The organism is Prevotella sp. HUN102, from assembly GCF_000688375.1.
In the GTDB taxonomy this organism is placed as follows: Bacteria; Bacteroidota; Bacteroidia; order Bacteroidales; family Bacteroidaceae; genus Prevotella.
In genome coordinates, this window is sequence record NZ_JIAF01000001.1 from 164,845 (window position 1) to 191,078 (window position 26,234).

Annotated in this window: 24 protein-coding genes, 7 tRNA genes and 1 pseudogene; 14 read left to right on the forward strand and 18 right to left on the reverse strand. The window is 39.7% G+C overall.

The annotated features are described in order from the left end of the window. Positions 1 to 49: 49 nt before the first annotated feature. From P150_RS0100755 to P150_RS0100775, 5 genes are all read right to left on the reverse strand, one after another. The gene (locus tag P150_RS0100755; RefSeq protein ID WP_036932003.1) at positions 50 to 1,534 is read right to left on the reverse strand and encodes a glycoside hydrolase family 10 protein; all 1,485 of its coding nucleotides are present in this window, start codon (positions 1,532 to 1,534) and stop codon (positions 50 to 52) included. 68 nt (positions 1,535 to 1,602) lie between these two features. Continuing rightward, positions 1,603 to 2,013: a hypothetical protein gene (locus P150_RS0100760; RefSeq protein ID WP_028896055.1), complete on the reverse strand. Its 411-nt coding sequence runs from the start codon at positions 2,011 to 2,013 to the stop codon at positions 1,603 to 1,605. Positions 2,014 to 2,032: 19 nt separating this feature from the next. Beyond that, a complete protein-coding gene (locus P150_RS0100765) occupies positions 2,033 to 2,425 on the reverse strand; it encodes a hypothetical protein (protein WP_028896056.1) in 393 nt (130 codons plus the stop codon). 85 nt (positions 2,426 to 2,510) lie between these two features. Next, positions 2,511 to 3,059, reverse strand: coding sequence for an RNA polymerase sigma factor (locus P150_RS0100770; RefSeq protein WP_028896057.1), 549 nt, complete (start codon positions 3,057 to 3,059; stop codon positions 2,511 to 2,513). 29 nt (positions 3,060 to 3,088) lie between these two features. After that, a complete protein-coding gene (locus tag P150_RS0100775; RefSeq protein WP_028896058.1) occupies positions 3,089 to 3,400 on the reverse strand; it encodes a T9SS type A sorting domain-containing protein in 312 nt (103 codons plus the stop codon). Between the two features lie 575 nt (positions 3,401 to 3,975). Here P150_RS0100775 and P150_RS15590 point away from each other — a divergent pair. From P150_RS15590 to P150_RS0100850, 14 genes and pseudogenes are all read left to right on the forward strand, one after another. Next, positions 3,976 to 4,885: pseudogene (locus P150_RS15590) on the forward strand (IS982 family transposase). A 264-nt stretch (positions 4,886 to 5,149) separates the two neighbouring features. Continuing rightward, positions 5,150 to 7,126, forward strand: coding sequence for a hypothetical protein (locus tag P150_RS0100785; protein ID WP_028896059.1), 1,977 nt, complete (start codon positions 5,150 to 5,152; stop codon positions 7,124 to 7,126). A gap of 323 nt (positions 7,127 to 7,449) precedes the next feature. Beyond that, positions 7,450 to 7,523 (forward strand) — tRNA-Pro (locus P150_RS0100795). A gap of 29 nt (positions 7,524 to 7,552) precedes the next feature. Beyond that, a tRNA-Gly gene (locus P150_RS0100800) sits at positions 7,553 to 7,625 on the forward strand. Positions 7,626 to 7,673: 48 nt separating this feature from the next. Next, positions 7,674 to 7,754, forward strand: a tRNA-Leu gene (locus tag P150_RS0100805). Between the two features lie 27 nt (positions 7,755 to 7,781). After that, positions 7,782 to 7,865: transfer RNA gene (locus tag P150_RS0100810), tRNA-Leu, on the forward strand. Between the two features lie 28 nt (positions 7,866 to 7,893). Next, positions 7,894 to 7,966 (forward strand) — tRNA-Gly (locus P150_RS0100815). 40 nt (positions 7,967 to 8,006) lie between these two features. After that, positions 8,007 to 8,543: a hypothetical protein gene (locus P150_RS0100820; RefSeq protein ID WP_028896061.1), complete on the forward strand. Its 537-nt coding sequence runs from the start codon at positions 8,007 to 8,009 to the stop codon at positions 8,541 to 8,543. Between the two features lie 31 nt (positions 8,544 to 8,574). Next, positions 8,575 to 8,982, forward strand: a complete 408-nt coding sequence (locus P150_RS0100825; RefSeq protein ID WP_028896062.1) for a single-stranded DNA-binding protein — start codon at positions 8,575 to 8,577, stop codon at positions 8,980 to 8,982. Then, positions 8,982 to 10,307, forward strand: coding sequence for a gliding motility-associated protein GldE (gldE, locus tag P150_RS0100830; RefSeq protein WP_028896063.1), 1,326 nt, complete (start codon positions 8,982 to 8,984; stop codon positions 10,305 to 10,307). The genes P150_RS0100825 and gldE overlap by 1 nt, the downstream gene beginning before the upstream one ends. Beyond that, positions 10,288 to 10,797 (forward strand): 4'-phosphopantetheinyl transferase superfamily protein, encoded by a 510-nt coding sequence (locus tag P150_RS0100835; RefSeq protein ID WP_028896064.1) that lies wholly within the window; start codon positions 10,288 to 10,290, stop codon positions 10,795 to 10,797. The genes gldE and P150_RS0100835 overlap by 20 nt, the downstream gene beginning before the upstream one ends. A 181-nt stretch (positions 10,798 to 10,978) precedes the next feature. Continuing rightward, on the forward strand, positions 10,979 to 11,584 hold the full coding sequence (locus P150_RS0100840) for a porin family protein (protein ID WP_028896065.1): 606 nt from the start codon (positions 10,979 to 10,981) through the stop codon (positions 11,582 to 11,584). A 223-nt stretch (positions 11,585 to 11,807) separates the two neighbouring features. After that, positions 11,808 to 11,880: transfer RNA gene (locus P150_RS0100845), tRNA-Lys, on the forward strand. A 36-nt stretch (positions 11,881 to 11,916) separates the two neighbouring features. After that, positions 11,917 to 11,989, forward strand: a tRNA-Lys gene (locus tag P150_RS0100850). A 203-nt stretch (positions 11,990 to 12,192) separates the two neighbouring features. On the opposite strand, the gene P150_RS0100855 is transcribed toward P150_RS0100850, so the two are convergent. From P150_RS0100855 to P150_RS0100920, 13 genes are all read right to left on the reverse strand, one after another. Further along, positions 12,193 to 13,302 (reverse strand): nucleotidyltransferase family protein, encoded by a 1,110-nt coding sequence (locus P150_RS0100855; protein WP_255327163.1) that lies wholly within the window; start codon positions 13,300 to 13,302, stop codon positions 12,193 to 12,195. A 162-nt stretch (positions 13,303 to 13,464) separates the two neighbouring features. Beyond that, positions 13,465 to 14,820: a DegT/DnrJ/EryC1/StrS aminotransferase family protein gene (locus P150_RS0100860; protein WP_028896067.1), complete on the reverse strand. Its 1,356-nt coding sequence runs from the start codon at positions 14,818 to 14,820 to the stop codon at positions 13,465 to 13,467. 8 nt (positions 14,821 to 14,828) lie between these two features. Next, positions 14,829 to 15,464 carry a sugar transferase gene (locus P150_RS0100865; protein WP_028896068.1) on the reverse strand — a complete coding sequence of 212 codons (636 nt, stop codon included), beginning with the start codon at positions 15,462 to 15,464 and terminating at the stop codon, positions 14,829 to 14,831. A 287-nt stretch (positions 15,465 to 15,751) separates the two neighbouring features. Further along, positions 15,752 to 16,345, reverse strand: coding sequence for a GNAT family N-acetyltransferase (locus P150_RS0100875; protein ID WP_028896070.1), 594 nt, complete (start codon positions 16,343 to 16,345; stop codon positions 15,752 to 15,754). Further along, on the reverse strand, positions 16,335 to 17,477 hold the full coding sequence (locus tag P150_RS0100880; protein WP_028896071.1) for a glycosyltransferase family 4 protein: 1,143 nt from the start codon (positions 17,475 to 17,477) through the stop codon (positions 16,335 to 16,337). The genes P150_RS0100875 and P150_RS0100880 overlap by 11 nt, the downstream gene beginning before the upstream one ends. Positions 17,478 to 17,524: 47 nt before the next feature. Further along, positions 17,525 to 18,361, reverse strand: a complete 837-nt coding sequence (locus P150_RS0100885; protein ID WP_028896072.1) for a phosphorylcholine transferase LicD — start codon at positions 18,359 to 18,361, stop codon at positions 17,525 to 17,527. Next, positions 18,361 to 19,494, reverse strand: a complete 1,134-nt coding sequence (locus P150_RS0100890; RefSeq protein ID WP_028896073.1) for a glycosyltransferase — start codon at positions 19,492 to 19,494, stop codon at positions 18,361 to 18,363. Before P150_RS0100890 ends, P150_RS0100885 begins: the two co-directional genes overlap by 1 nt. Continuing rightward, positions 19,494 to 20,399 (reverse strand): glycosyltransferase family A protein, encoded by a 906-nt coding sequence (locus P150_RS0100895; protein ID WP_028896074.1) that lies wholly within the window; start codon positions 20,397 to 20,399, stop codon positions 19,494 to 19,496. Before P150_RS0100895 ends, P150_RS0100890 begins: the two co-directional genes overlap by 1 nt. Next, positions 20,396 to 21,379, reverse strand: coding sequence for an acyltransferase family protein (locus P150_RS0100900; protein ID WP_028896075.1), 984 nt, complete (start codon positions 21,377 to 21,379; stop codon positions 20,396 to 20,398). The genes P150_RS0100895 and P150_RS0100900 overlap by 4 nt, the downstream gene beginning before the upstream one ends. A gap of 12 nt (positions 21,380 to 21,391) precedes the next feature. After that, the gene (locus P150_RS0100905; RefSeq protein ID WP_028896076.1) at positions 21,392 to 22,621 is read right to left on the reverse strand and encodes a hypothetical protein; all 1,230 of its coding nucleotides are present in this window, start codon (positions 22,619 to 22,621) and stop codon (positions 21,392 to 21,394) included. After that, positions 22,621 to 23,805 carry an EpsG family protein gene (locus tag P150_RS0100910; protein WP_028896077.1) on the reverse strand — a complete coding sequence of 395 codons (1,185 nt, stop codon included), beginning with the start codon at positions 23,803 to 23,805 and terminating at the stop codon, positions 22,621 to 22,623. The genes P150_RS0100905 and P150_RS0100910 overlap by 1 nt, the downstream gene beginning before the upstream one ends. A gap of 358 nt (positions 23,806 to 24,163) precedes the next feature. Further along, on the reverse strand, positions 24,164 to 25,156 hold the full coding sequence (locus P150_RS0100915) for an acyltransferase family protein (RefSeq protein ID WP_081819248.1): 993 nt from the start codon (positions 25,154 to 25,156) through the stop codon (positions 24,164 to 24,166). A gap of 24 nt (positions 25,157 to 25,180) precedes the next feature. Continuing rightward, entirely contained in the window at positions 25,181 to 26,212 is a 1,032-nt protein-coding gene (locus P150_RS0100920) for a glycosyltransferase family 8 protein (RefSeq protein ID WP_051617391.1), read from the reverse strand. Between the last annotated feature and the right edge of the window lie 22 nt (positions 26,213 to 26,234).

Below are 26,234 nucleotides of genomic sequence, written 5' to 3' on the forward strand. Positions count from 1 at the left end.
AATGTCCGGCTTATCTGAATGTATGAAATCTGTTCTTTCGGTTGAAAGACTATAACTTTACCTTCTTTCTCTTGCCAATGCTTTCGTTGCTCATTCTGTCTAAAGCCGTAACGACGTATGTGTATCGGGTGCTTCCGTCTCTGTAATTGAGCTTCAGTATCGTACCTCTCGTGATACAGACAATCTTCGATGGGTCATCGGTATTGATTTCTTCGCCCGGAGCAAACTTGTAGACTACGTATTTATAAGCCTCGTCGTCCCAACCTGTTCCCTTGGGAGCTTTCCATTGCAGATAGTATTCGCCGTTTTCCTTTCTCACTTTCACTTTCTTGGGCTTCCCCGGGGCGTCATTGTCTATGAAAGGCATACTCGGCTGAAGGGCGGGGTAACGCCAATAGTCTGTCTGCAACACAGAACCATAGTTTCCCGGATTGTCTACAACGGACGCTGCATACCAAAGCACGGTGCCTTGAACGTTTTCTGACTGCTGGTGCAAACGGTGCTTGGCAGGCAACTGATGCGAACGGGGATTCTGTGGGTCGGACGCTTTTACCGTGCGGAGCACGTCTTCGCCGATATATAAGGGACGATTGCCCGCATATTTGTTCCACCACTGAATCAGTTCTTTGTAATCGGCAGCCTTGTGTCCTATTTCCCAGTAGATCTGCGGCACACAATAGTCCACCCATCCATTGTTTACCCATTTGAGAACATCGGCATACAGGTCGTCGTAATTCTGAAGACCGCTGGTTCTGCTTCCTATGTTCGGCGCACTCTTTTGGTTGCGATAGATGCCGAACGGCGATACCCCGAACTTCACCCACGGCTTCACTCTGTGGATGGTTTCGGAGAGTTGCTTGATAAACATATTCACGTTGTCTCTGCGCCAGTCCTGAATGCTGTTGAATCCTCTGCCATACGTTCTGTATTGCTGCTGATCCGGAATCTGAATGCCCGGAGCAGGGTAGGGATAGAAGTAATCATCGATGTGGAATCCGTCTACATCGTAGCGTTGAAGGATGTCTTCAACAATCTTGCAGATGTAGTCTCGGTTTTCGGGAATACCCGGATTGAGTATGCTCAAGCCGTCGTAGGCAAACACACGGTTGGGAAACTGCCGTGCAACGTGGTTGGACGCCAACTCGTTTGTAGTCTTTGTCTTTGCACGATAGGGATTGATCCAAGCGTGAAGCTCCATTCCGCGCTTGTGGCATTCGTCGATCATCCATTGCAATGGATCCCAATACGGATTGGGAGCAACGCCCTGTCTTCCCGTAAGAAACTTACTCCAAGGCTCATACTTGCTGGGGTAGAGGGCATCGCACTCTGCACGAACCTGAAAGATAATGGCATTTACGCCGTATTTCTGCAACTGATTCAGTTGGGAAGTGAGCGTTCGCTGCATCTGTTGGGTGCCAATGCCCTGAAACTGTCCGTTCACACACTGTATCCAAGCTCCTCTGAACTCTCGTTTTTTCGGGCGACTTGCCGAAAAAGCAAAATTGCTTGCACATAAAAACATTATGGCAAGCATTGCAACTTTTAAAATGCAGGACTTATTCATCTCCAATTTAATATGTATATATTTCTTGTTTATCAATATTATTTAGTGGTTTTCTTGAAATACTGGCGATGGAATTTCCGTTCAGCCTTCAAAACGGCATTGAGTTTCAAGGCAGAAAGCACTCTCAGCATCTTCTGATGGTATTCCTTTTCCACCTGTTTCATATTTATGTTCAGGTCGTCTGTCATTGTAATTGCATTCCTCGCCTCGCTTTCCGTTGCGGCATTGCACTTCTTGTGTTGTCGAATCTGCTTGTGAATGGCACGCTGCCTTTCTTTCATCTCATCATAGATGGGGAAGAACTTTGCCGCTTCGTCATCCGTCAGACTTGCGGAAGAACGGATGTACTGGTGTAATTCTGTTCTGAACTTCTGTGGATTAAATTTCTTCTGCGCATTGATGCTCAGGGCGCAAACGAATATTGTGATAAATAGAATGAATCTTTTCATACTGTTTGGCTGTTACCTGTTAATTTTCCGACATATATGCGTACATATCGTCTTCGTCAATCATCATATAATCTACTGCTTCGTCTACGGCATCCGTGCTTACGGTATCTCTCTGTGTGCTTTTTTCAACAAACTTGGTAGCCACTTGCTTCTCCTCATTGTTTTCCTTTGCCAGAAAACTGTTATAAGAAAGATAGGCAACGAACACAAGTCCTACGACCGATGCTGCCATCAATACCGGCTTCAGTTTGCTGAAAATACTTACTTTCTTAGCATTTGATACATTTACACTCGAATCCTCTGCCGGAAACTGTGCGATGATTCTGTCTGAAAGATTCTCAAAATAATCTTCAGGAACTGTGAACGGCCGCTTGTTTCCAAATTCTGAATGTAAATTACTCTCGATGTCCATAGTAAAAATAAAATCTTTTATTATCAGTTTGTTATATATCTTATGACGAACCGAACAAGAATAGGTTTAATCTCTATGATGAATTTTATTGATGTTTCTTGATATATTCCGTGATTTTCTGGACGGCAATGTGGTATGAGGCTTTCAATGCTCCTTCGCTTGTGCCCAGAATGTCGTGTATTTCGGAGTATTTCTTCTCATCGTAGTATCTGAGAAGAAACACGGTTCGCTGAACATCGGGCAGGGAAGATATGGCTTCCTGCAAGAGAGCCTGTCCCTTGTCTCCGTCGAAATACTCATCGGCGAGCAGTCTGTTGGAAACTCCTGTGCTTTGATCGGCTCCAACGGTGGCAATAGGCTTCTGATGGCGTATGAAATCAAGCGATTCGTTGATGGCGATGCGGTACAACCACGTGGAAATCTTGGACTTTCCCTGAAAAGTTCCGATATTCTTCCACGCTTTCAGGAAAGTATTCTGCAATACATCGTCGGCATCGTCGTGAGATAGTACAAAGCTGCGAATCTTCCAATATAGCTGCTGACTATACTGGTTCACGAGTAATGCGAAAGCCTTCTGCTGTTCTTTAGGGTTTGCTAATAATTTAAGGAGCTCAGCTTCTTCAATCTGCGACACAACAAGACACAATAAATAGAGGGTAATGCTTAACGGATTGAAATCTTGCGAACTACTTTGCCCACTTTGACAATGTAGCAGCCCTTGGGCAGATTGAGGTTGTAGCGTTTGTCCTGACCGTCTACTCTCACGCTCATTACGCGCACTCCGGTTACATTGTAGATGTGCATCATTTCGTCGTTGGCTCCCTCGACGCGAAGAACAGAGCCATAAACAGAAATGGTGATGTTCTGAAACTCCTGTTCCGTAACCACGATAGCTGTATTCGCCTCAACGTTTGTTGGAAGCGCAAAGCTCAAAGTCATCAGTGCAATCAAAAAAGTAAATATTTTCTTAGCCATACGCATTCTTATCTAACTATTGCAAAGATAGTATTTTTCTTGCATAGAAGATATGAAAATATTGTGTAATAATTTGATTTTAGAATTAATTAACGCTTGTTCTTCCCAATTCCTAATATTGATTTACGTACAAGGTGGTTGTCTTCTTTGCTATGATGGATAGTGGAATAGCGGAGAACGTGGTACAGATATGAATAAATTTATTTGAGAAACGTAAGAATTTATTACTAAAAAGGCACGTCGTTTTTCTTCAAAATAGAGATGAAAAAGCCTTGTTTGCACGTTTGAAATTGTTTTTAGCGAAGGTTGGAATCTAAAGTTGCGAAGATTGCTGTGCATTCTTGCGAAGAACGCCTGACGATTGTCGCAAGAATGAAAGGTGAATGTGCAGCAGATGAGGCTTAAAATAAGTTCTTTAGGTTTGTTTTATTGTTCTAAATGCGAACTTTTAGAGGGCGTTTTAATGCACAGAGTACGCCAGTTCGGGATAAGAAAGTTGTTGAAAATGTTGGTAATCTCGCTTATTTTTTGTAACTTTACAGTTGAACATCAATTAATTACAAACAATATAAGCGATGATTACCGAAGACAAAGTTACAGAAATTTTCTGTGTTATTGATGAGTTTTGCAAGAATTTAGGCGCAGAATTGAATAAAAACCTTCAAATAGCTCCCACAGACGAAGGCTACAAGCATGTCAGACACCGTAAGGGGCGTATGTGTGAAAGTGAGATTATGACCATTTTGCTATGCTGGCATTTTGAGACTTTCCGAAACTTCAAACATTATTATCTGTTCTTTGTGAAAGTTCATCTTGCCCGATGTTTTCCCACCGCAGTATCCTACAATCGCTTTGTGGAACTTATGCCTCGGGAGTTCTTTACAATGCTTACTTTTATGAAACTTTACGCCTTTGGCAAATGCACGGGAATCAGCTTTGTCGATAGTACTATGATACCTGTATGCCATAATGTAAGAAGATATTTCAATAGGGCTTTTGAGGGCTTTGCCAAGAGCGGAAAGGGTACAATGGGATGGTGCCATGGCTTCAAACTGCATCTGCTTTGCAATGACACAGGAGAGATCATAACATTCTGTCTTACACCTGCCAACGTGGACGACAGAGATCAAAGGGTATGGTCTGTTTTTACAAAAGTGCTCTATGGAAAAGTATTCGCAGACAGGGGATATATCAAGTGGGAACTCTTTGAGCAAGGAATACATCTTGTACACGGACTGAAAGCAAAGATGAAAAAACAAACTTATGCCTGTGTATGATAAAATCATGTTACGAAAGAGATATATAATAGAGTGTATAAATGAGTTATTGAAAAACAAGGCAAACCTTGTACATTCAAGACACAGGTCAATACATAATTTCATCATGAACTTATGCTCGGCATTGGCGGCATATTGTTTCTTTGAAAATAAACCGGATGGGCTGTCAGTATATGTGGAAGATAAAAGACAACTGGAACTTTTTTAAGATTTATTATCCCGAACTGGCGTAAACTATCGCATTTGATATGTCTGTTATCTGCTTGTTAGTATATATCGTGCAGATGTGTAATTATTTTGCAATAATATATTTGCATTATAAATAATTTTATTGTATATTTGCATTAAACAATCATTTTGCTGTTGCATTATTACTGTTGTCAATCAAGAAATGTATCTTTTTGAAACACTAATAGAATTGTCAATACAAAACAAACCATTTAGTATAATATTTTCAATAATCAAGAACCTTATGAAGAAACTGTTTACAACCTTATTTGCAGCCGTGGCAATAATTACTTCGCTGCCCGTGCAGGCACAAACGACACAGACAGGCTATAATTTGTATGGTCACGTATCAAACTTTGACGAAAAATGCGGAATCTATCAGTTCACGTCTAATGGCAATACTGATATGAACCTTGTAATCAACATTGGCACAAAGCCCGGTTACGGTGCCGTGAAAGTGAAAGATTTGTATTATGTTTTCAATATGGAGTCCGCAGGCGAATACGGCCCTGAATATGTTATGGACATCTATGATACGGAAAACTACGAACTTATCACACGCCATAAACTCTCCAAGGACATTGTTTCGGAAGGAAGCCCGATTACCTACGATGCCAAAACCGATAAGGTTTACAGCATCTACAAGGTAAACGATTACTATTATCAGCTCTGCACGTTAGACCTTAAGCGTGATAAGAAAACCGAGATAGGTTCGCTGACAAAGAATTTCCTCACGTTGGCATTCAATGATGAGGGAAAACTCTATGGAATTACCGACCAAGGCGACCTTTACATTATTTCGACTGCCGATGCTGCTATCGAACTGGTGGGGAACACAAAGCTGACGCCGATGTATCAGCAGGCAGCAACTTTCCTTCCGGGCGACAATAAGAATATGTATTGGACGGCTACTTTCCAAACGGAAAACGGTGGATTATATAAGGTGGATGTTACCAATGCCGCGTGCGAAAAGATTAAGACTTTTCCTGAAGACCACGAATTTGCCTTTATCTGGGCAGGCGACAAAATCATTCAGGCTGACGCACCCGGCAAATCAACCAATATCAGCACGAAGTTTGAAAACGGATCAACCGCCGGGAAAGTGTTGTTCACGGCTCCTGCCACCACTCATTCCGGCGGTACGCTGACCGGTTCGCTCACGTATCGTGTCTTGGTGGATGGAGAGGAAAAAGCCAACGGCAGCACGAATCCGGGAGAAGACGTGCAGGCTGACGTAACCACGACGCAGGGAATGCACAGTTTCACAATCGTTGTAAGCAACGATTACGGAGACGGAGAAAAGGCAGGACTCACTAAGCAATATATAGGAAAGGACACGCCGAAGGCTGTTTCCAATGTAAAACTGGAACGTGCTGCTAATGGAACCGACCTTACACTTACGTGGGATGGTCCAACGGAAAGCGTACACAACGGTTATTTTAATGCTGAAGAAGTGAAATATAAGGTGGTTCAGATGCCGGCAAACAAGATGATAGAAGCAAATGCTGTATCTCCTTTCACTTTCAATGTTGCTTCCGATAAGCCTGAATTGTGCTTCTTCGATGTAATTCCTTATGTTGATGAGACTACGGTCGGCATACCGATGTCGTCGAACAAACTGTTGATAGGTAAGCCCTTCACGGTGCCATATACTGAAAATTTCGACAAGAATGAAGAATTCCTGCTCTTTACCATCGAGCATAATGGAGAAGGAAATGGTTATTGGGCGTGGGATTATGACTATAAATGGATTTCAATTTACAGCAGTACGGAAAAGGACGATTGGATTTTCACACCGTTCATTGCCGTAGAGAAGGGAGCGACCTATAAACTTTCGTTTGATGTGCAGACCATCGGAAAGGAAAAGTTTGAAGTGAGATTGGGCAATTCGCCGTCTTCAACTGCTATGACCCAAGAATTGATAAGCGACACAGAGCTTGACACCGATGGAAAGTTCATTAATAAAGAGTGTGAATTTACCGTTGAGGAAGGCAATATTGTCTTCATAGGCTTCCACGCCAACACTACTAACTTTGAAGATGCAATGAAATTATATCTCGATAATATTAAGGTGGAGAAGACCGGAACGACGAAAATCGATGCCGTGGGCACAAGCAAAGAGGATGAAAATACGCCGATGTATAATCTTTCCGGGCAGAAAGTGGATAAAAACTATAAGGGAATTGTAATTCAAAAAGGCAGAAAGTTTATGAACAGATAAACTTTCCAATCGTTTTTAGCACTGATATTCCCCATTGGCAACTGCAAGGAACGCCAATGGGGAATCTGTAATGCCTTTGCGTGTGGAAAAGTGATGCCCCGTGCCTTTGCAGGCAGTAAGTCCTTTTTATATATTGATTATCAACAAGAAAGCCGACAGAGGGACTTTCCTGTCGGAATAGGAAGATCTGGAGAAGTGGAGTTTTTGAGCCGGGAAACTTCAAAATGTTGGAAAAAAAACATAGAAATGTTTGGTGGAATAAAAAACTTGCAGTATCTTTGCACTCGCAATTCGGAAATGAGTTCTCTCATAGTGAATGGCAGCGGGGTGTAGCGCAGCCCGGTAGCGCGCCTGGTTTGGGACCAGGTGGTCGCAGGTTCGAATCCTGTCGCCCCGACCGAAGTCTTTTGGTGAAAAGATTATCTTGCGGAAATAGCTCAGTTGGTAGAGCACAACCTTGCCAAGGTTGGGGTCGCGAGTTCGAGTCTCGTTTTCCGCTCTCATTGAAATGATGAAATAAGTAAGTGAGAGACCTGTTCTCTGTTTGGCCCAGGTGGCGGAATTGGTAGACGCGCACGTTTCAGGTGCGTGTGTTTATAACGTGCAGGTTCGAGTCCTGTTCTGGGCACATTACTTATTTTGTTATGATTTGTATGGAGAGGTGGCGGAATTGGTAGACGCGCTACTTTGAGGGGGTAGTGAAAATTGCTTCGTGGGAGTTCGAGTCTCCTCCTCTTCACTTTAGTAAGAGTTCTTACTTTTATGTTGCGGAAATAGCTCAGTTGGTAGAGCACAACCTTGCCAAGGTTGGGGTCGCGAGTTCGAGTCTCGTTTTCCGCTCTTTTATTGCATTAGAGAAACATACTATCATTCCATCTAAATGAATTTATATTTAAGATATTTCGATAACGAGACATTGGTATATAATGTTGAACAGGCTTTAGACTTTCTCGCTTCCATCCCTGACATTCAGGTTACTCCTGATATGGAGGATGATATTCGTGCCTATGCTGAGGGAGACGTGTTCTATCCGAAGCGTTACAAGGTGCGTCCGCGCGTGTATTTCATTATCATCAAGACCGAAGCCGAGACGATGCTCGATTTCAAGCAGAAGAAGGCTTTGAGAACAAACGACGTGGTTCAGCGCAAGGACACATCTGTATTGATGCACCTGACGGAGGAAAGAGACGGATGGTATGAAGGGACGATCGATTTCAAGCGAGTTGTGTTCCTGCCGGCTACGGGCAAGCACGAGTACCGCGACACGCATTTCGTGGCACGGTGCAAGTCTATCTCCGGTCTGGATTGCTATAATCGCATCATCGATTATCTGAGAGACCACGTGGATTCGCGAAGCCAGTTCCCTTCTGCAAAGGGAAAGAATTTCTCGTTCCGTTATCTCGGAATGTGGAAGTAAGATAGATTGTCTGATTTTTATAGGAAATCTTATGAACAAGGTAATGCTGATTGGAAATGTGGGTAAGGATCCCGAGGTGCGTTATTACGAGCCCGACCAGTGCGTGGCGTCTTTTACGATGGCGACTACGGAGAGGGGCTACACGCTGCCGAACGGAACTTCCGTGCCCGACCATACCGATTGGCACAACATTGTTTTGTTCAAGGGGTTGGCAAAATATGCCGAACAATACATACATAAGGGCGACAAGATTTATGTAGAGGGTAGGGTTCGTTATAGAAATTATGATGATAAGAAAGGAATGCGACGTGTGGTAACTGAAATCTATGCTGACAACATCGAATGGCTGTCGGCACCCAGAAGACAGGAACAGGCATCGGTTTCAACAATAAAGGAATCGGATGATAAGGATACTGACGATTCAAAGCTGCCATTCTAATGGAAGATTTTTTACAACTCATATCGGATAATATTGAATTTGTTGCACCAACAAGTGCTGGTGTCTATATAGCGGCCGCACTGGCCGCTTTGTTGATTTTTATATCAGGCTTTGCCAGTGGCTCCGAAATAGCCTTTTTCAGCCTTACGCCAAATGATCTGGAGGAACTTGATGCCGACAAGAGTGTCGCGGATGCGAACATTGAGCTGTTGCGCAAGGATAGTGAGCGCACGTTGGCAACGATTCTGATTCTCAATAATCTTGTGAATGTTACTATCGTGATGCTTTCCAACTTTGTGTTGGGAAGCGTGCTGAGGTTCTCGGCTGCGTGGATGGAGTTTTTCTGTGTAACGATTCTGCTGACATTTCTCTTGTTGCTTTTCGGCGAGATTATGCCGAAGGTGTTCAGCAGGCTGAATCCTCTGAAGTTTTGCAGAAGAGCCGTGAGAGGCATTATGTTTGCGAGGAAACTGTTCTGGCCGATAGAGAATGTTCTGCTGAAAAGTAGTGCCTTTGCAGAGAAGATGGTTCACAAGGAAAACCGTCAGCTTTCGATGGACGACCTTGAGCAGGCTTTGGAACTTACGAACAAGAATGAGATTCAGGAGGAGAAGGAAATGCTTCAGGGAATCATCAGATTCGTGGACAAGACGGCAAAGGAGGTGATGACTTCCCGTCAGGATATTGTCGATCTGGACATTCATTCCAATTATTCGCAGGTAATCAAGAGCATTGTCGATAATAAGTTCTCGCGCATTCCAATCTATCAGGACAGCGAGGACAATATCCGGGGCATTCTTTACATCAAGGATTTGCTTCCGTATATTTCCAAACCGGGCAACTTCCGTTGGCAGAGCTTGATTCGTCCGCCGTATTTCGTGCCTGAAACAAAGAAAATTGATGATCTTCTGCGTGAGTTTCAGGACAATAAGGTGCATATTGCGATCGTGGTGGACGAGTTCGGTGGCACGAGCGGACTGGTAACAATGGAGGATATTCTTGAGGAAATAGTCGGAGAAATCAACGACGAGTTCGACGATGAAGCAGCATCTTATTCCAAACTTGCCAATAATGTGTATCTTTTTGAGGGAAAAACGTCTATCGGAGAGTTCACGAAGATATTTGAACTCGACGATGAGTTTTTTGCCGATGTGCAGGGCGAGGCCGATTCTCTTGCCGGATTGCTGTTGGAAATCAAGGGCGATTTCCCGCTGATGAATGAGAAGATAAGTTTTGAGCAATTCACTTTTGAGGTGGTGGGAATCGATAACCGTCGAATTACGAAGATAAAAGTTTTTGTGAACGATGTTGGTAAGCATAACTGAACCTGCTGAAAATCTCCATTTGGGCATTTACAAGATAGGAGAGGGTAGAGAAGAAGAGAAGCGTGGTGCGCGGGAGCTTCTGAAGGCTATGCTTGGTTATGAGGCTGAAATCGGACATGATTCGGATGGAAAGCCTGTGATTCCCGGTTTCAACATCAGTATTTCGCACACGAAAGGTTATGTTGCCGTTCTGCTCTCTGCTGTTTTCAAGGTGGGAATAGATATAGAATACCATTCCGACCGTATTCAAAAGATTGCCCGACGCTTTCTCCGTCCCGATGAAATCTATTCGCAGAGCATTGACTTATTGACGGTATGGTGTGTCAAGGAAACGCTCTATAAACTTCGTTCTGAAGAGCATTTGACCTATCAGGAAATGCTTGTGGATGTTGAGAATACGAAGGTTTCTGATTTAAAGGCTGATAATGAATTGGAATATAAGGTTTCCGATTATGGCGATTTTCTCTTGACAATGGCGTGGGAGCTTTAGTTTCTGACAATCGTTTCTCCCCTAAATGGCGTTTATCTTGTTCCTTTTGGTGGATTTTCTTCTTTTTCAGCGAAATGTTTGTTTATTTGTCTTAAAATATTTGTTTGTTCTGTTGAATGTCTTTACATTTGTACCAGTTTTTCAACACTATTATAATAATAGCTATTTAGAGACTTATAAAATGAAGAAATTATTTTTAATGGCAGCAGTTATGCTCGCTTCAGTTGGAGCTTACGCTCAGCATGCAGTTGGTTCATTCAACATTCAGCCTAAAGTGGGGGTGAATATTGCAAACCTTACTGAGTTCAATGATGCAAAATCTCGTGTTGGTTTTGTCGGTGGTGTGGAAGGAGAGTATCAGGTAACTGATCTTTTCTCTGTTTCCGGAGGGCTTTTGTATTCTATGCAGGGTGCAAAGTATGATGTGGAATCTTCTGTTTTGAAATCAAAGGTTACTACTACTACCAAATTGGACTACATCAATGTGCCAATTATGGCTAATGTTTATGTGGCAAAGGGATTGGCTGTAAAGTTAGGTGTTCAGCCGGGTTTCAAAGTGAATGCTTCGCAGAAGGTAGATGTGGAAACTCCAATTGCAGATTATGACAAGTCAGGCGACATCAAGGCAAAGGGATTTGACTTCTCAATTCCGGTAGGTATTTCTTATGAATATGCCAACTTCCAGTTGGATGCTCGTTATAACTGGGGATTGACGAAAACATTTGAATACGGTAAGTCAAAGAACAGCGTTTTCCAGATTACACTTGGTTACAAGTTTGATATATAATTAAAAGAAATAACAAGGGAACTTCTTGATGGAGGTTCCCTGTTTTATTTATATCCATTTAAGCACGTGTTCAGAGTTAAGCGTACTTTTCTCTCTTGATTTTGAACATTTGCTTGTAAATAAGACATTCAGGATATAAATGGCAGTTTTTTCAAAAAAAGACAGAAAACCTTTGCATAGTTTGTAAAAAATCACTACCTTTGCACACGCAAAAACGAAATGAGCACCCTTAGCTCAGTTGGTAGAGCAACTGACTCTTAATCAGTGGGTCTAGGGTTCGAGTCCCTAAGGGTGTACATTTTAGGTAAAACACCAAGCTCATTCGTTTTTATGCACCCTTAGCTCAGTTGGTAGAGCAACTGACTCTTAATCAGTGGGTCTAGGGTTCGAGTCCCTAAGGGTGTACAAAAAATCCTCAAAGATTTCAAATGAAATGCTTTGAGGATTTTTCTTTATATTGCTTGTGGTCTAAAAGTAAGTTAGCCGCCGTAGATGTTAGTAAGCTGATAATTCTTTTATTTTTCTGTTTACATCCACCCTTGTTCTCGTTTTCTTTTTTCGCTTTTTTCTTTGTACCCTTGTTTCCTTATCCGCTTGTTATTACTTTCCTACCTCTTTATCGCAGCTTTTATTTTCTTTGGAATTTCTTTTGTAATTACTGCTATATTTTCTTTTTTAGAGAGGTTGAACAGATGATGGTAGTGCGAAAATTTGATAAACGTTTGTTCTATATAGTATGCAATTCCCGATCTGACTTTTGTTGTTCTTCCGTATTTTCCGAAGTTTCCTCTTTTATATACAACCTTTAGAATGTATTCTGCATACTTTCTGTCCTTTGGGGTTATGGCAATGGGAAATTCATTTTCCGGCAAACCTAACTCATCTACGAGGACTGCACCAATGGCTTTGAAGGCTTTCAGGAAATCCAGTTTAGTAAGAATTCTTATAAGAAAGTCTACGTCGATCTTGTTATTTTCATCTCCTTTGGTTTCGGCAATTTTGTTTCTATGACAGAGCACAGCCACATCGCAGAATTGCCTCAGTCCAACTCCGAGTTCTATAAGATGATGATAGAGATGAAGAAAAGTGTATGCAAGATTCAGCGTAGGATTCAGTGTAGGAATTGCCTTCCCGTCAATTACTGCATACGAAAGTTTCTCTGAATTTAGCAGACCGTCAAAGTAGATTTGATTCTCTTTGTCTGCAAATTTGAAGAGCGTGAAGTGAAGTTCAAAATCAACTTTATTGTATTGAAATGATAAATGTTGTTCTTCTTCATCATCATATTCTATATTGATTTTCAGTTCATCAGTTAATATAAGTCTTGCTCTTTCAAAATCCTCGGGATAGCAATAGAAATCTATATCACCGGGAGTCCGGTAGAGTGGGTTGGGGTAGAGCGATGCCAAGGTCTGTCCTTTTACAATAAAGAATCTGATGTTGTGTTTCTCCAGTAGCTCTGTCAGCATCAAAACATTAGAATTCAGCAGTTGATTTGCTTTTTTGATAGCTTCCAGTAAGGCAAAGGTGCGCAATGCCCCTTGCTGTGGAATCTTGATGTTGTTCTTTATCAATGCCGAACAAATAAGACTGTTCACAGTCTGCATCGATGCATATTCTGTGATAGTTTTATATTCTTCAATGGAGATTTCGTTGAAGTCAAGTGGAGTATTCCACAACTCATTATGCAGTAGATTAAGGAATCTGTTTTTACTCACTATTCTTTATTTTTAGAACTGACTGATTTGAAACTGGAACTCGGGATAAATTCTGAACCCAAAGGAAGAGGGTAACAAGTAAACAAGTTTACAAGTTCTAATTAGTATAAAACCAAACTATCCCTAACAACTTGTTCGATTATCAGGGATAGTCTGTAAAGATTATGCTATTGAACGTTTGATAGCGTCAATGATATATTTCACATCTTCATCAGATACTAACGGACCTGACGGCAGGCATAGGCCAACCTTGAAAAGTTCTTCGCTGACACCGTTTGTGTAGGCAGGGCAGTTTTTATAGACTGGCTGCAAATGCATAGGTTTCCATAGAGGGCGGCTTTCTATATTCGCCTTATCCAGTTCCATACGCATTGCTTCTATATTTGTATTTGGTTCGCAGGCAGTATGCGCCTGACCAGTTGAATGTACAACGCCGGCAGCTCCACCCACAGCTCCCTGAACAGCTTGAGCGTATGCCTTTTCTTGTCCCTTTACCTTCAAGTCCTTGTCAAGAGTGATGGTATTCAGCCAGAAGTTGGAATCATATTCGCTGTCGGGATTATCGTGGAAAGTAACTCCCTTTACCTCCTTCAGGCCTTTTGCATAAAGATCAGCCACGTGCTTGTGGTGCTCGATATGTTCGTCAAGAACAGTCATCTGTCCACGACCTATGCCGGCGCAGATGTTGCTCATACGGTAGTTGTAGCCAATCTCTTCGTGCTGATAGTATGGGAAAGCCTCACGTGCCTGAGTGGCGAAGAACATAATCCTGTTCTTCATTTCAGCATTCGGACATATCAATGCACCGCCACCTGAAGTGGTAATCATCTTGTTGCCGTTGAAGCTCATCACACCAAACTCGCCGAATGTTCCTACTGCCTGCCCGTTATATCTTGATCCGAGTCCTTCGGCTGCATCTTCTATTACAGGAATATCGTATTTAGCAGCAATCTCAAGAATCTCGTTGATTTTTGCAGGCATACCGTAGAGATACACAACAATAATTGCTTTTGGCTTCTTGCCTGTCTTTTTGATTCTGTCCTTGATAGCCTCTTCCAAAAGCTGAGGATCCATATTCCAAGTGTCCTTTTCTGAATCTACGAAAACTGGCGTTGCCCCTTGATAGGTTACGGGATGAGAACTTGCACAGAAGGTAAAACTCTGACAGATAACTTCGTCGCCGGCTTTTACGCCCAAAGCCACCAATGCCAGATGAACGGCAGCAGTACCTGCGCAAAGTGCCACAATCTGCTTTTCTTTGAGTTCTTCGTAACCCTCTTTCCATAAGTTGTCGGGAGCATCCACGTGCGGCTGAATAGATTGAGGATATTTTTCATTTGCAAACTTCTGTCCTTCAGATTTGCTGATAAAGAATCGTTTTAAATCTTCTTCAAATCCATTTACATTAGGCCCAAGTGGCACCACCCAATTGGTGTCGAACGCCTCTTGGATATACTTCATTTCATTACCTGACATATGAGCCAAGCACAATAAAATTCTTTTGTTATTATTATCCATATTTATCTTTATATTATTTCTCCTGCGTACGGCATCTTTTTGCCTAACACGGTACAAACAATCATTTTAATGTCTGCCACAAAAGAGTAATGATGGAGGTAATAGAGATTTAATCTTACTTTGTCGGGAAAGATTACATCGTCATTATACTGTTGAGCATTATCAACCTTTGCTAATAGTTCTTCCTCATTTCTATATTTGAGACTGGCTGGACCGGTAATCCCCGGTTTAAGTTTGAGAATTTCCCGAGCTTCATCCTTTAACTGGTCTGCATATCCGGGAACATCGGGCCGAGGTCCCACAAAGCTCATATCTCCTTTAAGTACATTCCATAGCTCGGGTAATTCATCGAGTTTGTATCGTCGTAATTTTTCACCTAAAGGAGTTATTCTGCTCTGCTCTGTCGATGCTATTGAAGTTGCTTCCGAATCTCTACTGGCAGTTGCAGCTGCATTGTTTACGGTCATTGACCTGAATTTATATACAGTGAACAATTTTCCGTACTGCCCTACGCGCTTTTGCTTGAACAGTATTGGTCCGGGCATCTTCAGTTTGATGAGTACTGCCACTATGACGAGTACCGGACTCAAAAATAAAAGTCCTACCAGTGCCATCGTCTTATCAAATATGTATTTCAATACCATCGTTACTTTTTATTTCTGATTTTTCTATCTCATAAATTCTTTGATATGATGGATTAACAATCTATCTCTATCTGAAATTATGCAATGCACCAATTTTATTATATTCTGTAAATGATTGAAAATCAGCTTGTAAAACCTCGGTTTTCAAATATGCGAAAAACGTATTTCGTTCTTCGCAAGAATAGGCTGTAAACGTGCGAAGATTGTTTGCCATTCTTCGGTTAATTGGAAATTGTCTTTTTACTGTCTGCAATAATAGTGTTATTATGATGGTATCCTTCATATTGTCATTTGGGCAGATATTCCACAAAATAGTCTCCGTTGTCTAATGTCTCTATTACCTTTACCTGATTTGCAGATTCAGCAGATTTTAAAGAAGCAATGTTGTCGGGGGCAATCGTCCCAAAGGAGCGCAGTCCCAATTTTGTGGCAATAGCCGTGGCACATAGATTCATCTGTTTGTTAATACCTCTTCTGCGCCATCTGTAGTCTGTGAAATATCCACGAAAACATTTACCCCAAAAGAAACTTCGCATAAAAAAATAGCCCACGGGTCGCCCTTCGTCATTACACACTATGTAAGCCAAAAAACTTTTATCTGTTGCTAACTTTCGTAAAGTTTTTACATTAAACTCGTGTGGTTTGAAATAATCGAAAGATTCCTTTGGTTGCTCGGCAAACATTTTTGCAAGCAAAGTCGCATTCTCTTGAGTCAAAGAATTGATATGGAAACCATCTTTTTCATACAATTTCGTTATTTGTGATATGACTATAAGTTTATTTTTATATCTTAAGCCAAACAGCAAGGAATTTATCCATCCAATCAGTTCCCAAATAAACGGGAAACGGTCGCGAAGTATATGTGCTATTCTATAAAGCATTGTAATAGTCTAATAATGCTTGCCAAACATCCTTTTGCTCATATCTTTCCACTATCATTCGACGAGCGTTCTTTCCCATACGTTTAACTTCCTCCTGATGTGTGAGAAACCAGCGCATAGTCTGTTCTAAAGGTTGTGTTATATCGTTTACATAAGCACCTTTCTCATTCAATGGGGCTTGGATAATCTTTCCATTAAGTCCATCTTTGATAATCTCATTGCAGCCATTAATATCCGTTACGATTGACGGCAGATTAAAGGCTCCTGCCTGCATAGGAGCATTGGGAAATCCTTCTCGATAACTTGGAAAAACCAATGCGTTTGCAACAGCTAAGAAGGGTCTTACGTCTTCTTGCCAACCTACAAACTTGACCTTCTGTGATGTTTCCAGAAATTCCTGTGTACTTTTTGAAACTGCGTTGTCTTTTTCGAACGTACCTACTAAAATAAGTTGACAATCCAATTGTCGCATACAGGCAACTAATTCCTCTATGCCCTTATCGCGCACGATACGGCCGACAAATACGAATGTAAATTTTCGGGATGCCCAATTTGCCAATTCTTTATCTATTACGGTTGCTTCGATATCATAATATTGAGTATCTATCCCGTTGATATTGCCATAGTGCAGTACACGCAAAGGTTTGTTGGTAATACCGTCCTTTTGCAATATGTGCAATACCCCCTGTCCCTCAGGTATAACATTTGTGGCAAAACGGCAACTCAATCGTTCCATTGTTTTGAGCAAATAGCGAAACTTTCCCTGTGCTCCCTGATAGCGAAGCCCAGTTACCAAGTAGATACGTCGCGGCACTCCTGCCAGCATACCTGCCACCATTGCCAACAAACTGCCCTTGGGTGTATTGGCGTGCAAGATGTCCGGGCGTTCTTTTCTGAACAATCGGTATAATCTCCATAGAGAAACAATATCAGTTTTCAGAGATATTTCCCTGTGCATAGGTATATCTATCACACGAATATCCTCGCGCTCCCCAACTGCATTCAGCACTCCTGTATCTGATGCGACACCCACCACATCATAGTATTGGTTAAGAAACCGGAGTTGCCCTCTCAGCAGACTATTCAGGCTTATATCGGCTGTGGTGATACGGAGTATTTTTTTTCGCTTCATTTTATAGTTATGTAGAATGGTATATTTTGTCTCGTATATAAGATTTGCTATGGCCAATATTCTTTTTCAAAATCTATAAGAACTGGATGATGTTTCCAAACTCTTTCTTCTAAAGGAGGGAGTTGCATATAATTGCCATAATATGTTTTTAATAATTTATCTGTATCCTTATTACACATATAGGTTTTATCCTCAAACTGTATTGAACTCCATTCCTCAAATGCTGCTTTGTCATAATAAATAAAAGCATCTTGGGCAGTTACGAAACATACAACTTTGTTTGCTTGATAGTTTTCGTCATTATACTTTTGTGTCTGATTGAAGAAAAAATTCTTGATTTTTTTATGAAATATTTTAGGTATTCCTTTTAATAGAAATTGTCCGACCCAATAAGCCAAAAATCCATCGTGATTTGAAACATAACCTCTACAATACAGCATATAAAATAAAGCAAATATGCTTTGCGTCTTGGCTCCAATCGAATTATTGCATACTTTATCCATTGGAAATATATCCACAAAAATGCCGTGATGATATTCTGTATTTTCCTCTCCCTTAGAAACAAATGCCGTACCGTTCTTTCTTATTTTCATAAAATTCTGGGGGTATTTAGGAGAGGTTTCTTGCCGTAATAAGTAATACCCCTCTTGTGGGTGTTTTTCCCAGATTTCAATAAATCTATTATAATCCTTACGTGGCATCCAAATATCTAAATCATCATCCCAAGGGATAAATCCTTGATGGCGGACTGCACCTAGCATTGTGCCATAGGCTAAGGAATAATGAAGCCCATTATCTTTGCATACTTTATCTATCACATCTAAGATTTCCAATTCAACATCCCAAATTTTGCGTTGAACGGTTTTATCAAATGTTGATTCCATTATATTGTTCCTCCATTTTTCTCATAAAAACTCATCAGCCATTTCACAGTTTCGTTAATGTCATAACCAGTCGAAGAGGTGTTGAAATTGTAGTTTTCTCTGCAATTGAGATATGCCTTTGTATGTTCTACAATGCCCTTAGCCCAAACTTCATCGCTTTCATTTAAGCTGTGCCAATGTAATAAAGGCGATATCTCCGTCTCTTTGCTAATTGTATCAGCCAAGATTGTTGGCAGGTTAGCCATTTGAGCTTCTATTACAGAAACTGGAAGTCCTTCCCATAGTGAAGGAAAAATCATTCCATCGAATGCTGACATCAATTCAGGAATATCACTCCTAACACCTGTCATAATAATCCTGTCTTGTAGATTGTCTTCCTTTATTTTCTGTTGATATACATCCTCCAATTCGCCTGTTCCGATCCAATAGCAGATTACATTTTCATAATTATTTACCAGAAACTTAAACAAGCTGTAAATTCTTGGTGGATTCTTTGGTTCCGTAATTCTCCCTACTGTACCTATTGCAATCTTCTGCTCGGGGATTCCAAGTTCTTTACGCTTTAAATTTCTTTTTTCCAGATTGAATTTAAATTTGATAACATCAACAGCATTATTGAAATTTTTGTATTTCGGGCTTTTGACAGTAGTTTTTCCATAGCGTTGGATTCCCGCTTCTGTTGAACATCCGAATAATTGATCAGCAACATAACGCGTAGGGAAAGAGAAGAATGCATAGGCGAATCCTCTGAAGTCTCTGATGGAGCCTGCACTATGTGAATGAGCTATTGTGAACTTTCCATATACTTTAGCAGCCTTTAAATAAAGTGCAGCCGAGCTTCCCAAATGCCCATGTACAATCTTTATCTCAGGATGCTGTGCAAAAAAATGTTTGCATTCCTGATAATATGATAAAACATTGTAACCTTTGAAAGCTTGTACACGATAAATCTTTCCTCCAAGCTGAGTTATTTCATCCTCAAACAAACCTTTTTCTTTCTCGTGTACCAAGAAGTCGAATTGAATCCTTGTCCGATCCAGCTTTCTATAAAGATTCATAATTATAGCCTCTGCTCCACCTCTATTCAATATATGCAGAACTTGTAAGACTCTTATCGGTTTACTTTCGTTCATCACTTACTATTCTTTAATGTTCTTTTATCTTTAAGGGCAAAGACTTCTCCTATTGGATATGTCCAGACCCATCTCAGGCCTATCTGTTTGACCTTGCTGACGAATGATCGTTTTGACCAATGTATAAATCGCCAAAAATTAATGGCTCCTTTCAACTTTTCTTTGAATGGCACATCATAGGTTACATACTCAGCATAGTTTATGCCACTAAGTTCCGGACTGTTTACACGAATTCGGACAACACTGGCGGATAAACCATCAGGAAGGTATTCAGCAACATAAATAGGCTTGTATATGTATCTAATTAATTTTTGATTAGAAATTCGTCTCCATACAAGACCTTCTGAACAGAATTTTTCACCTTCAACAGTAGGAAAAGGATGTGCTCTCAGTTCTGTTGTTCTCCAAACTTCGGCCATATCTCCTTGCACATTGTATTTGGTGCGAATGTTTATAGAATCCGAGTCAATCTGCCCAAAATCAGAGCCACCTCCGATTTTTTCACCATTAGGGAAAACCTTCAGACCAGCAATTGCTACAAAGTGGCAATCATCACGAATACGTTCCCACTCATTAGATAACCATTCCACCGCATCGTCTGTGAGGTAATCATCACTATCTAAAATAAGGAATAACTCTCCTTTTGCTTCGCTTGCTCCTGTATTGGTTGCTTGGTGTTTGCCTCCATTCTTCTGCTTTATATAACGGATATCTATTTTTTTTTCTGCAATAAAACTGCGAATAACTTCTTCAGTATTGTCTCGTGACCCATCATCAACAACCAACCACTCAAAGCTATTATTTCCTTTCTGTTCATCTTTAAGAATAGTTTGACTTAGCAGACTTTTGTAAAGACGCAATAGTAAATGCGCCCTATTATATGTTGGAGTAAATATTGTTATCATTTTTGAAATATAAGATTAGAGATTTTGTGCCATATTCTCTGTTGAATCATATTATATATAATGGCAATAGCAAAAACCAAGATGATTAAACCTAAGCCATTGGCGATATATTTCCAATACCCAATACGATAATACATTTCTGTCATAATCTCACGAAAATGAATTGACAGGCACGGCTGCATATGCAACATATAAGCTGAAAGACATGCAGATGCACAGAAATTAACCGCCTTACTATGAAACGACAATTTGTTGAAGATGAGAATGAGACAAACTGCTGGCAAAAGAATGAATGGGTTCGTATAGCGCAGTCCTAAAAGATGTAAATGGAATAGTGATGTCTGAATAGCAATAGAAACCACCAAAACGACTAATTTGTACCTTTCCAACCAAGGAATACCATATAGGTTCAAATAGCGTGCTAAAATATAAAGGTAAATAAACCACAAAATGCTATATCCTCCTCCGACACCAAACACATCACATCGGAATATTAGATCGAATACTAAAATAAAAGCGTATGTTGCTGATAAAAATATGCCTAATTGTCGTTTTGAAAGCTCCTTGACTCCTGCATTGAGCAAGGGAGCAAATAGAAAAAGACCTATATAGTCAAAAATAAACCAATAATTATTACCCCCAAAGACATATTGGTAAAGTCCATCTATTGAAAATATATTTATGCGACCTAACAAAGCAAAAACAACAGCAAAGGGAATGGTGCAGAACAGTAACTGGAAAATCAGCATTGTCAATCGTATATAGTTGCCTTTGATGCCAAACCAGCCAGATATGAGAACAAAGCCATTTACTGCACAAACACAAACTGATTGAATAATACTTTTTGTAATATGCTCTGCTTCTGACTGATAATATGGTACGGAATACCATATATTGACATGTTCCAGCATAACCATCAAAATAAGAACTATGCGTAAAAGCTCAAAACTAGAATTTCGCCTTTCCTTTTCAATTGCCATATTCTATTTTATTCATTCAAACCAACTGAAGAATTCATCAGCGATTTTCTTACGTCCGTGATTAGCTAAGACCGCTTCTCTTCCTGCTTTCGCAATTTTCTTTATCAAGTCTTCTGAATGACAATTCTCCAAAGACCATTGCCTATCTTTAGCCAGTTTAATCAGCCAATTAGCTAATTCCCCACCAGTCTCATACTGCACACAAGATTTACCACTCTCCACTGCGATGTTTTCCAAAGCTCTCAAAGTTCCAATTACCATCAAGCCATTGGCAAAGGCGTCCAACACCTTACCTTTAGTTCCTGTACCAACATTAATTGGTGTTAACTGTATCTCGTGCGATGCAACTTCTGCAGCATAATCATCGACGAAATCTTTATGTTCTATATCAAAGCCTACCCTTTTTAATTGAAATATGCAATCTGCCCAACCTTTCCCAAGAAAAGTAATATGGTAATATTCTTTGATAGAATCCGCTACTCTAATCATTCCCTTTACCGCCTCCTTCATTGCCTCTGCCATATAATGGTTACATTGGCCAGCGATCAAGAGCCGAATAGGTAATGTTAACACCTCGTTTTGACAAATGTTCTTTGAAATATCATAATGTGGATGTTGCAAGAATTGTGCTTGCACTAAAGGATTAATCATTCTAAGGAAAGCCGCGTCTTCCTTACCCACCAAAAAGTATTTGATATTAGTGCCTGTTGGATAATCTGCGGTAATTTTGGCATAGCGATGATACATTAATCCATATCTCAGCAGACTTCTTTTATAAATGGGGACTTGTGGTTGAGACAACATTCTGTAATAATACATTGCTTCGCAATCTGGAGGGAGTATTCCAATATTATATTTCTTAAACATAGAAGCATAACGCGCTAATTCTTCTCCATAAATAAACAGACCACCTTGATTATCGGCACTCAAATATTTTTCTATATCATCTATTACATTTGATGATATGTGAATGTAACAAAGTAGTGGTTTAGGCAAGAATATCCGAATATAGGGGGATTTCATCCACCTCATTCGTTTGGGTACAGGAATAGTATGTATCTTCACATCTAATTCTGTACCAGATTGCTCAATTACTTCCTTGCTACAATGATTCAAATTCAAACTCCATATTTCAGCACTTATATCCTTCCGTCTGAATTTCAAAAGGTGGTAAGGCAATGCACTGGCTCCCTTTGTGTTTGTTGCAGTTGGGGTATGTAACGTTAGTAATGCTATTCTCATTAGAACTTGGGTTTTACAAAAGAGAAAGGCTCTCTATACAGTTTATTATTATCATATTGATGGTCATACTCCCAATGTATCCAAGAGTAATCACCTTCTCTATATCCATTCGTCAAAAAAGTTTTATATGGGTATAGATTCAGATAATTTTGCCAATTTATATAAACTCTTATGTATTGAAAGAATAACATTCCTACAACTACCAAAGCCAATTGCTTCTTGGCATATAGTTTCAATAAGCTACGTTGCGAGACTAAAGTAGAAAAAACATACATAATGCCAAACATAAAATACCATGATAAACGTCCGCCATTGCCTGATCGCAGGAATACTAATAGTGTTGCACAGAACATTAATGCCATGTTGGTAAAAATAATATTTTCTCTATTATTTTCTATTTTATCATAATTATAAAGAATAGTACCAGCAAAAAGAATTACTTCCAAGATATATGCCCATCTTATCCCCGACTCTTCTGCATAACTATTAGATATATCCATCGATGTCGTTTCTATATATATATCGTATATATAAGAGGATACTCCCGAAAGTCCTAATAATAAACAAAAGGATAATCCTAAAATTACATAAGAAGGTTTTAATTTCTTTACAGGAATGAAGAATATTAGAGCATAAAATACTCCCGACTTATGCATTAATACTACTAACAAAATAAATAAAAGAAAGGCTACCCTCTTTTTCTCCAGTAAATATTTTATTGATAATGCGGCAAAAGAAACTCCCATCATCTGCCTTAAATATGTGAATGTAAAATAGAAATACAAACATAGAAATATAATCATTGCAAAGGGATAATTCTTTATATGTCTTTTAATTGCAACGTAGAAATTAAAATACATAAGTAGCGTTATGCATAAAATAAATATATATCTGTTTTTAGAGAACATTGCCACAAGACAATTCAAGGCTACAAATCCTTTCTCATATACATCTGCTATTTGAGGATCGGAGATGGAAATTCCATTTCTCATCCAATCTGCTATGTCGTCAAAATGAGAACTATAGAGATAACGATCGGAGCCTCCCATCATATCGCTCATCCCTACAAAAAATGCCAGAAAAGACATATATAAGCCTAAAACTAATTTATTTCTGGCTATTTTTTCTCCACCAAAGCTATAGAGAAAAATAGGTATAAAAATAATTATAAGATATAACCACATATTTTTTCTATATTAAAGTTGATGACGATTTGTATAATTCAATCTATTTCGTATAATCATCTTCATATCAAAATCTTCAAAATTTAATGTTATTTCCTTATTCAAGAACTTCTTTAGCCACACTCCTTCGACTCTTTTGGTATAGCAAAGTTGAACTGTATGGATTATCTTAAACCCAAATCGGTCATTAGACCGCCAAGTTCATCTTATTGTATTGCTCCCTGCCATCTTTTATTCGCTTTTCGGTATCTTGTCTGTCATTCTGTCTCGGCGTAGCCCGCTACGCCTTCGATAGAATGACAAACAATCTGCTCGATAAGCAAACAAAATATGTGCAGGCTCTAATGACCGATTTGGGTTAAATTGTAATAAGCAAATTTGACAGTTTCTGTGTGACTTTCTGAACAGGAGTACAAATTAGTAAAGGAATAATCATCACTAATAAGATTTTTTGTATATCGTTTCCCGGGCTCAGGAGTCTTGCCAATAAAATATGCAGCACATATAGCTCTAAAGTATATTTCCCTAACCAATTCCAAATGGCAAGTAACAGTTTTATCAAATAAAACTCTTGTAGCTTATGGTAAACTAGGCAAACGAACCAAATTGTGATGGGAAATAAAGCCAAGTCGCAATAATACATATAAAAGCTATTTACTCTTGAGAGTATAAATGAGAATACTGCCAAACACAAGAACAGACCTATATATTTATAAGCCGAACAACTTCTTCTTTCCACAGATAGATGGCCTATGTAAATGCCAAGGAAAAATATCGGGATTTTTGGTAATGCAAGATATACCTTACTGAAATAAGTAGGTAAGGTATAGTAGACCATCAAGCAGCCAATAACTGATGATATAGAAATCAGAATTGTCCTTTTCTGCCAGCTTCTTTGCATCCATTTATAACAAAAAGGGAAAAAGGCATACAACACAATAGACAGAGCTATGTACCACATATTAGTATCTCCAAACCAATATCCTAACGACGTTGCCAGACCTATATATTCCAAGATGTCAAACGTTCCTTTCTGATAATAGCTATATGCATAAAGAGGAATTGCCATCATCATAAATGGCAGCCACATACGTTGTATCCTTCGAATATAAAACTGTTTTAGATTGCTGTTATTGACAAATGAATAATACAGGCCAAGACCACTTAACAACAGAAATCCTGGTGTATGAACCATACAAGAAAACCGGGAAAAAACAAAGTCTATCACAGGATTAGAAAAGGCAATACCAGCCCAATCTATTGTATGGCCGAGCATAACTTCAAAGATAGCTATGCCCATTAAAACCGAACGGTATTTGCTGAAAAGTGAGAAATCAGTTCCTGTGTCCATATTAAGATAAACCAATAGTTTTGACTAAAAACCATATTTCCTCAACCAACTCTGTAGCATAAATTTTTTAAATTTTGAAGGTCGGAAAAGTATGGTAAAGAGTTTTACAAGACGAACAATGTCCAGGCATATTAATTCTATGACATCGGGAACAAAAGGACGGACATATTTTGAAATGTACGAACGCAAAAGCAATCTTCTTATGTCTTTTCGCTTCCAATCTTCGGCGTGTGTCACAATAGGATGTTCAATCCCCGCCAGTTTTACATAATACCAATAATGCTCTTGTTCCGGGAATTTCACATCCAACCACGGCTTAATATGGGCAGAATAATGAATGATAGCTGGATTATAAGCATTTTCTTCGAAATCAAAGTCTTTTTGTTCTCTGTCGAGTACTGCCAATGCGAAAATAGTATGTCCGTATTTGTAAGGCAGCTTATACCACGAATCTCTGAAAACATAATTTAAGGCATCTTGGTCTTCGAGATAAACGCGTTCCTGTTTGATATTTGAAAATTCTAGCAGTTTCTCCTGACAGTTATTTTTACGCCAATAGTCCAGATTAATCAGCATGACCCCTGCACAGAAAGCCTGTTTGCCCAAAGGCAGGCTCATCAGAGTTCGATGTTCGTCATTATAAGGTGAACAGTCTTCCACGGCAGCAACTCCGTATCCGTCAAGATTAATGGTAAAAAGAGGTTTGATATCTTTCAATACAATTACATCACAATCGAGATAAAGAACTCTCTTAATCTGCTCATCAAGCAACGATGGCAACATCAGGCGATAATAAGTTGCAATGGTGACAGGACTATTTGTTCTTCTGTTGACATTAGCGAGAGATGTGTCATCGATTTTATAGAATTGTATGTGCTGATGATAATTGTCTGCCAACTGCGTAAAAACACTTTTTGATTCCTCTTTTAAAGAATCACCGTGTAATAGATGAACAAAGATTTCATGCTCTTTATTATTGTCATAAACTGAGCAAATCATTGCTGCGCAATGCTGTGCATAATTATCGTCTGTACTGCAAGTTATATCTATTCTCATAAATTTCTAATTATTTTTAGTA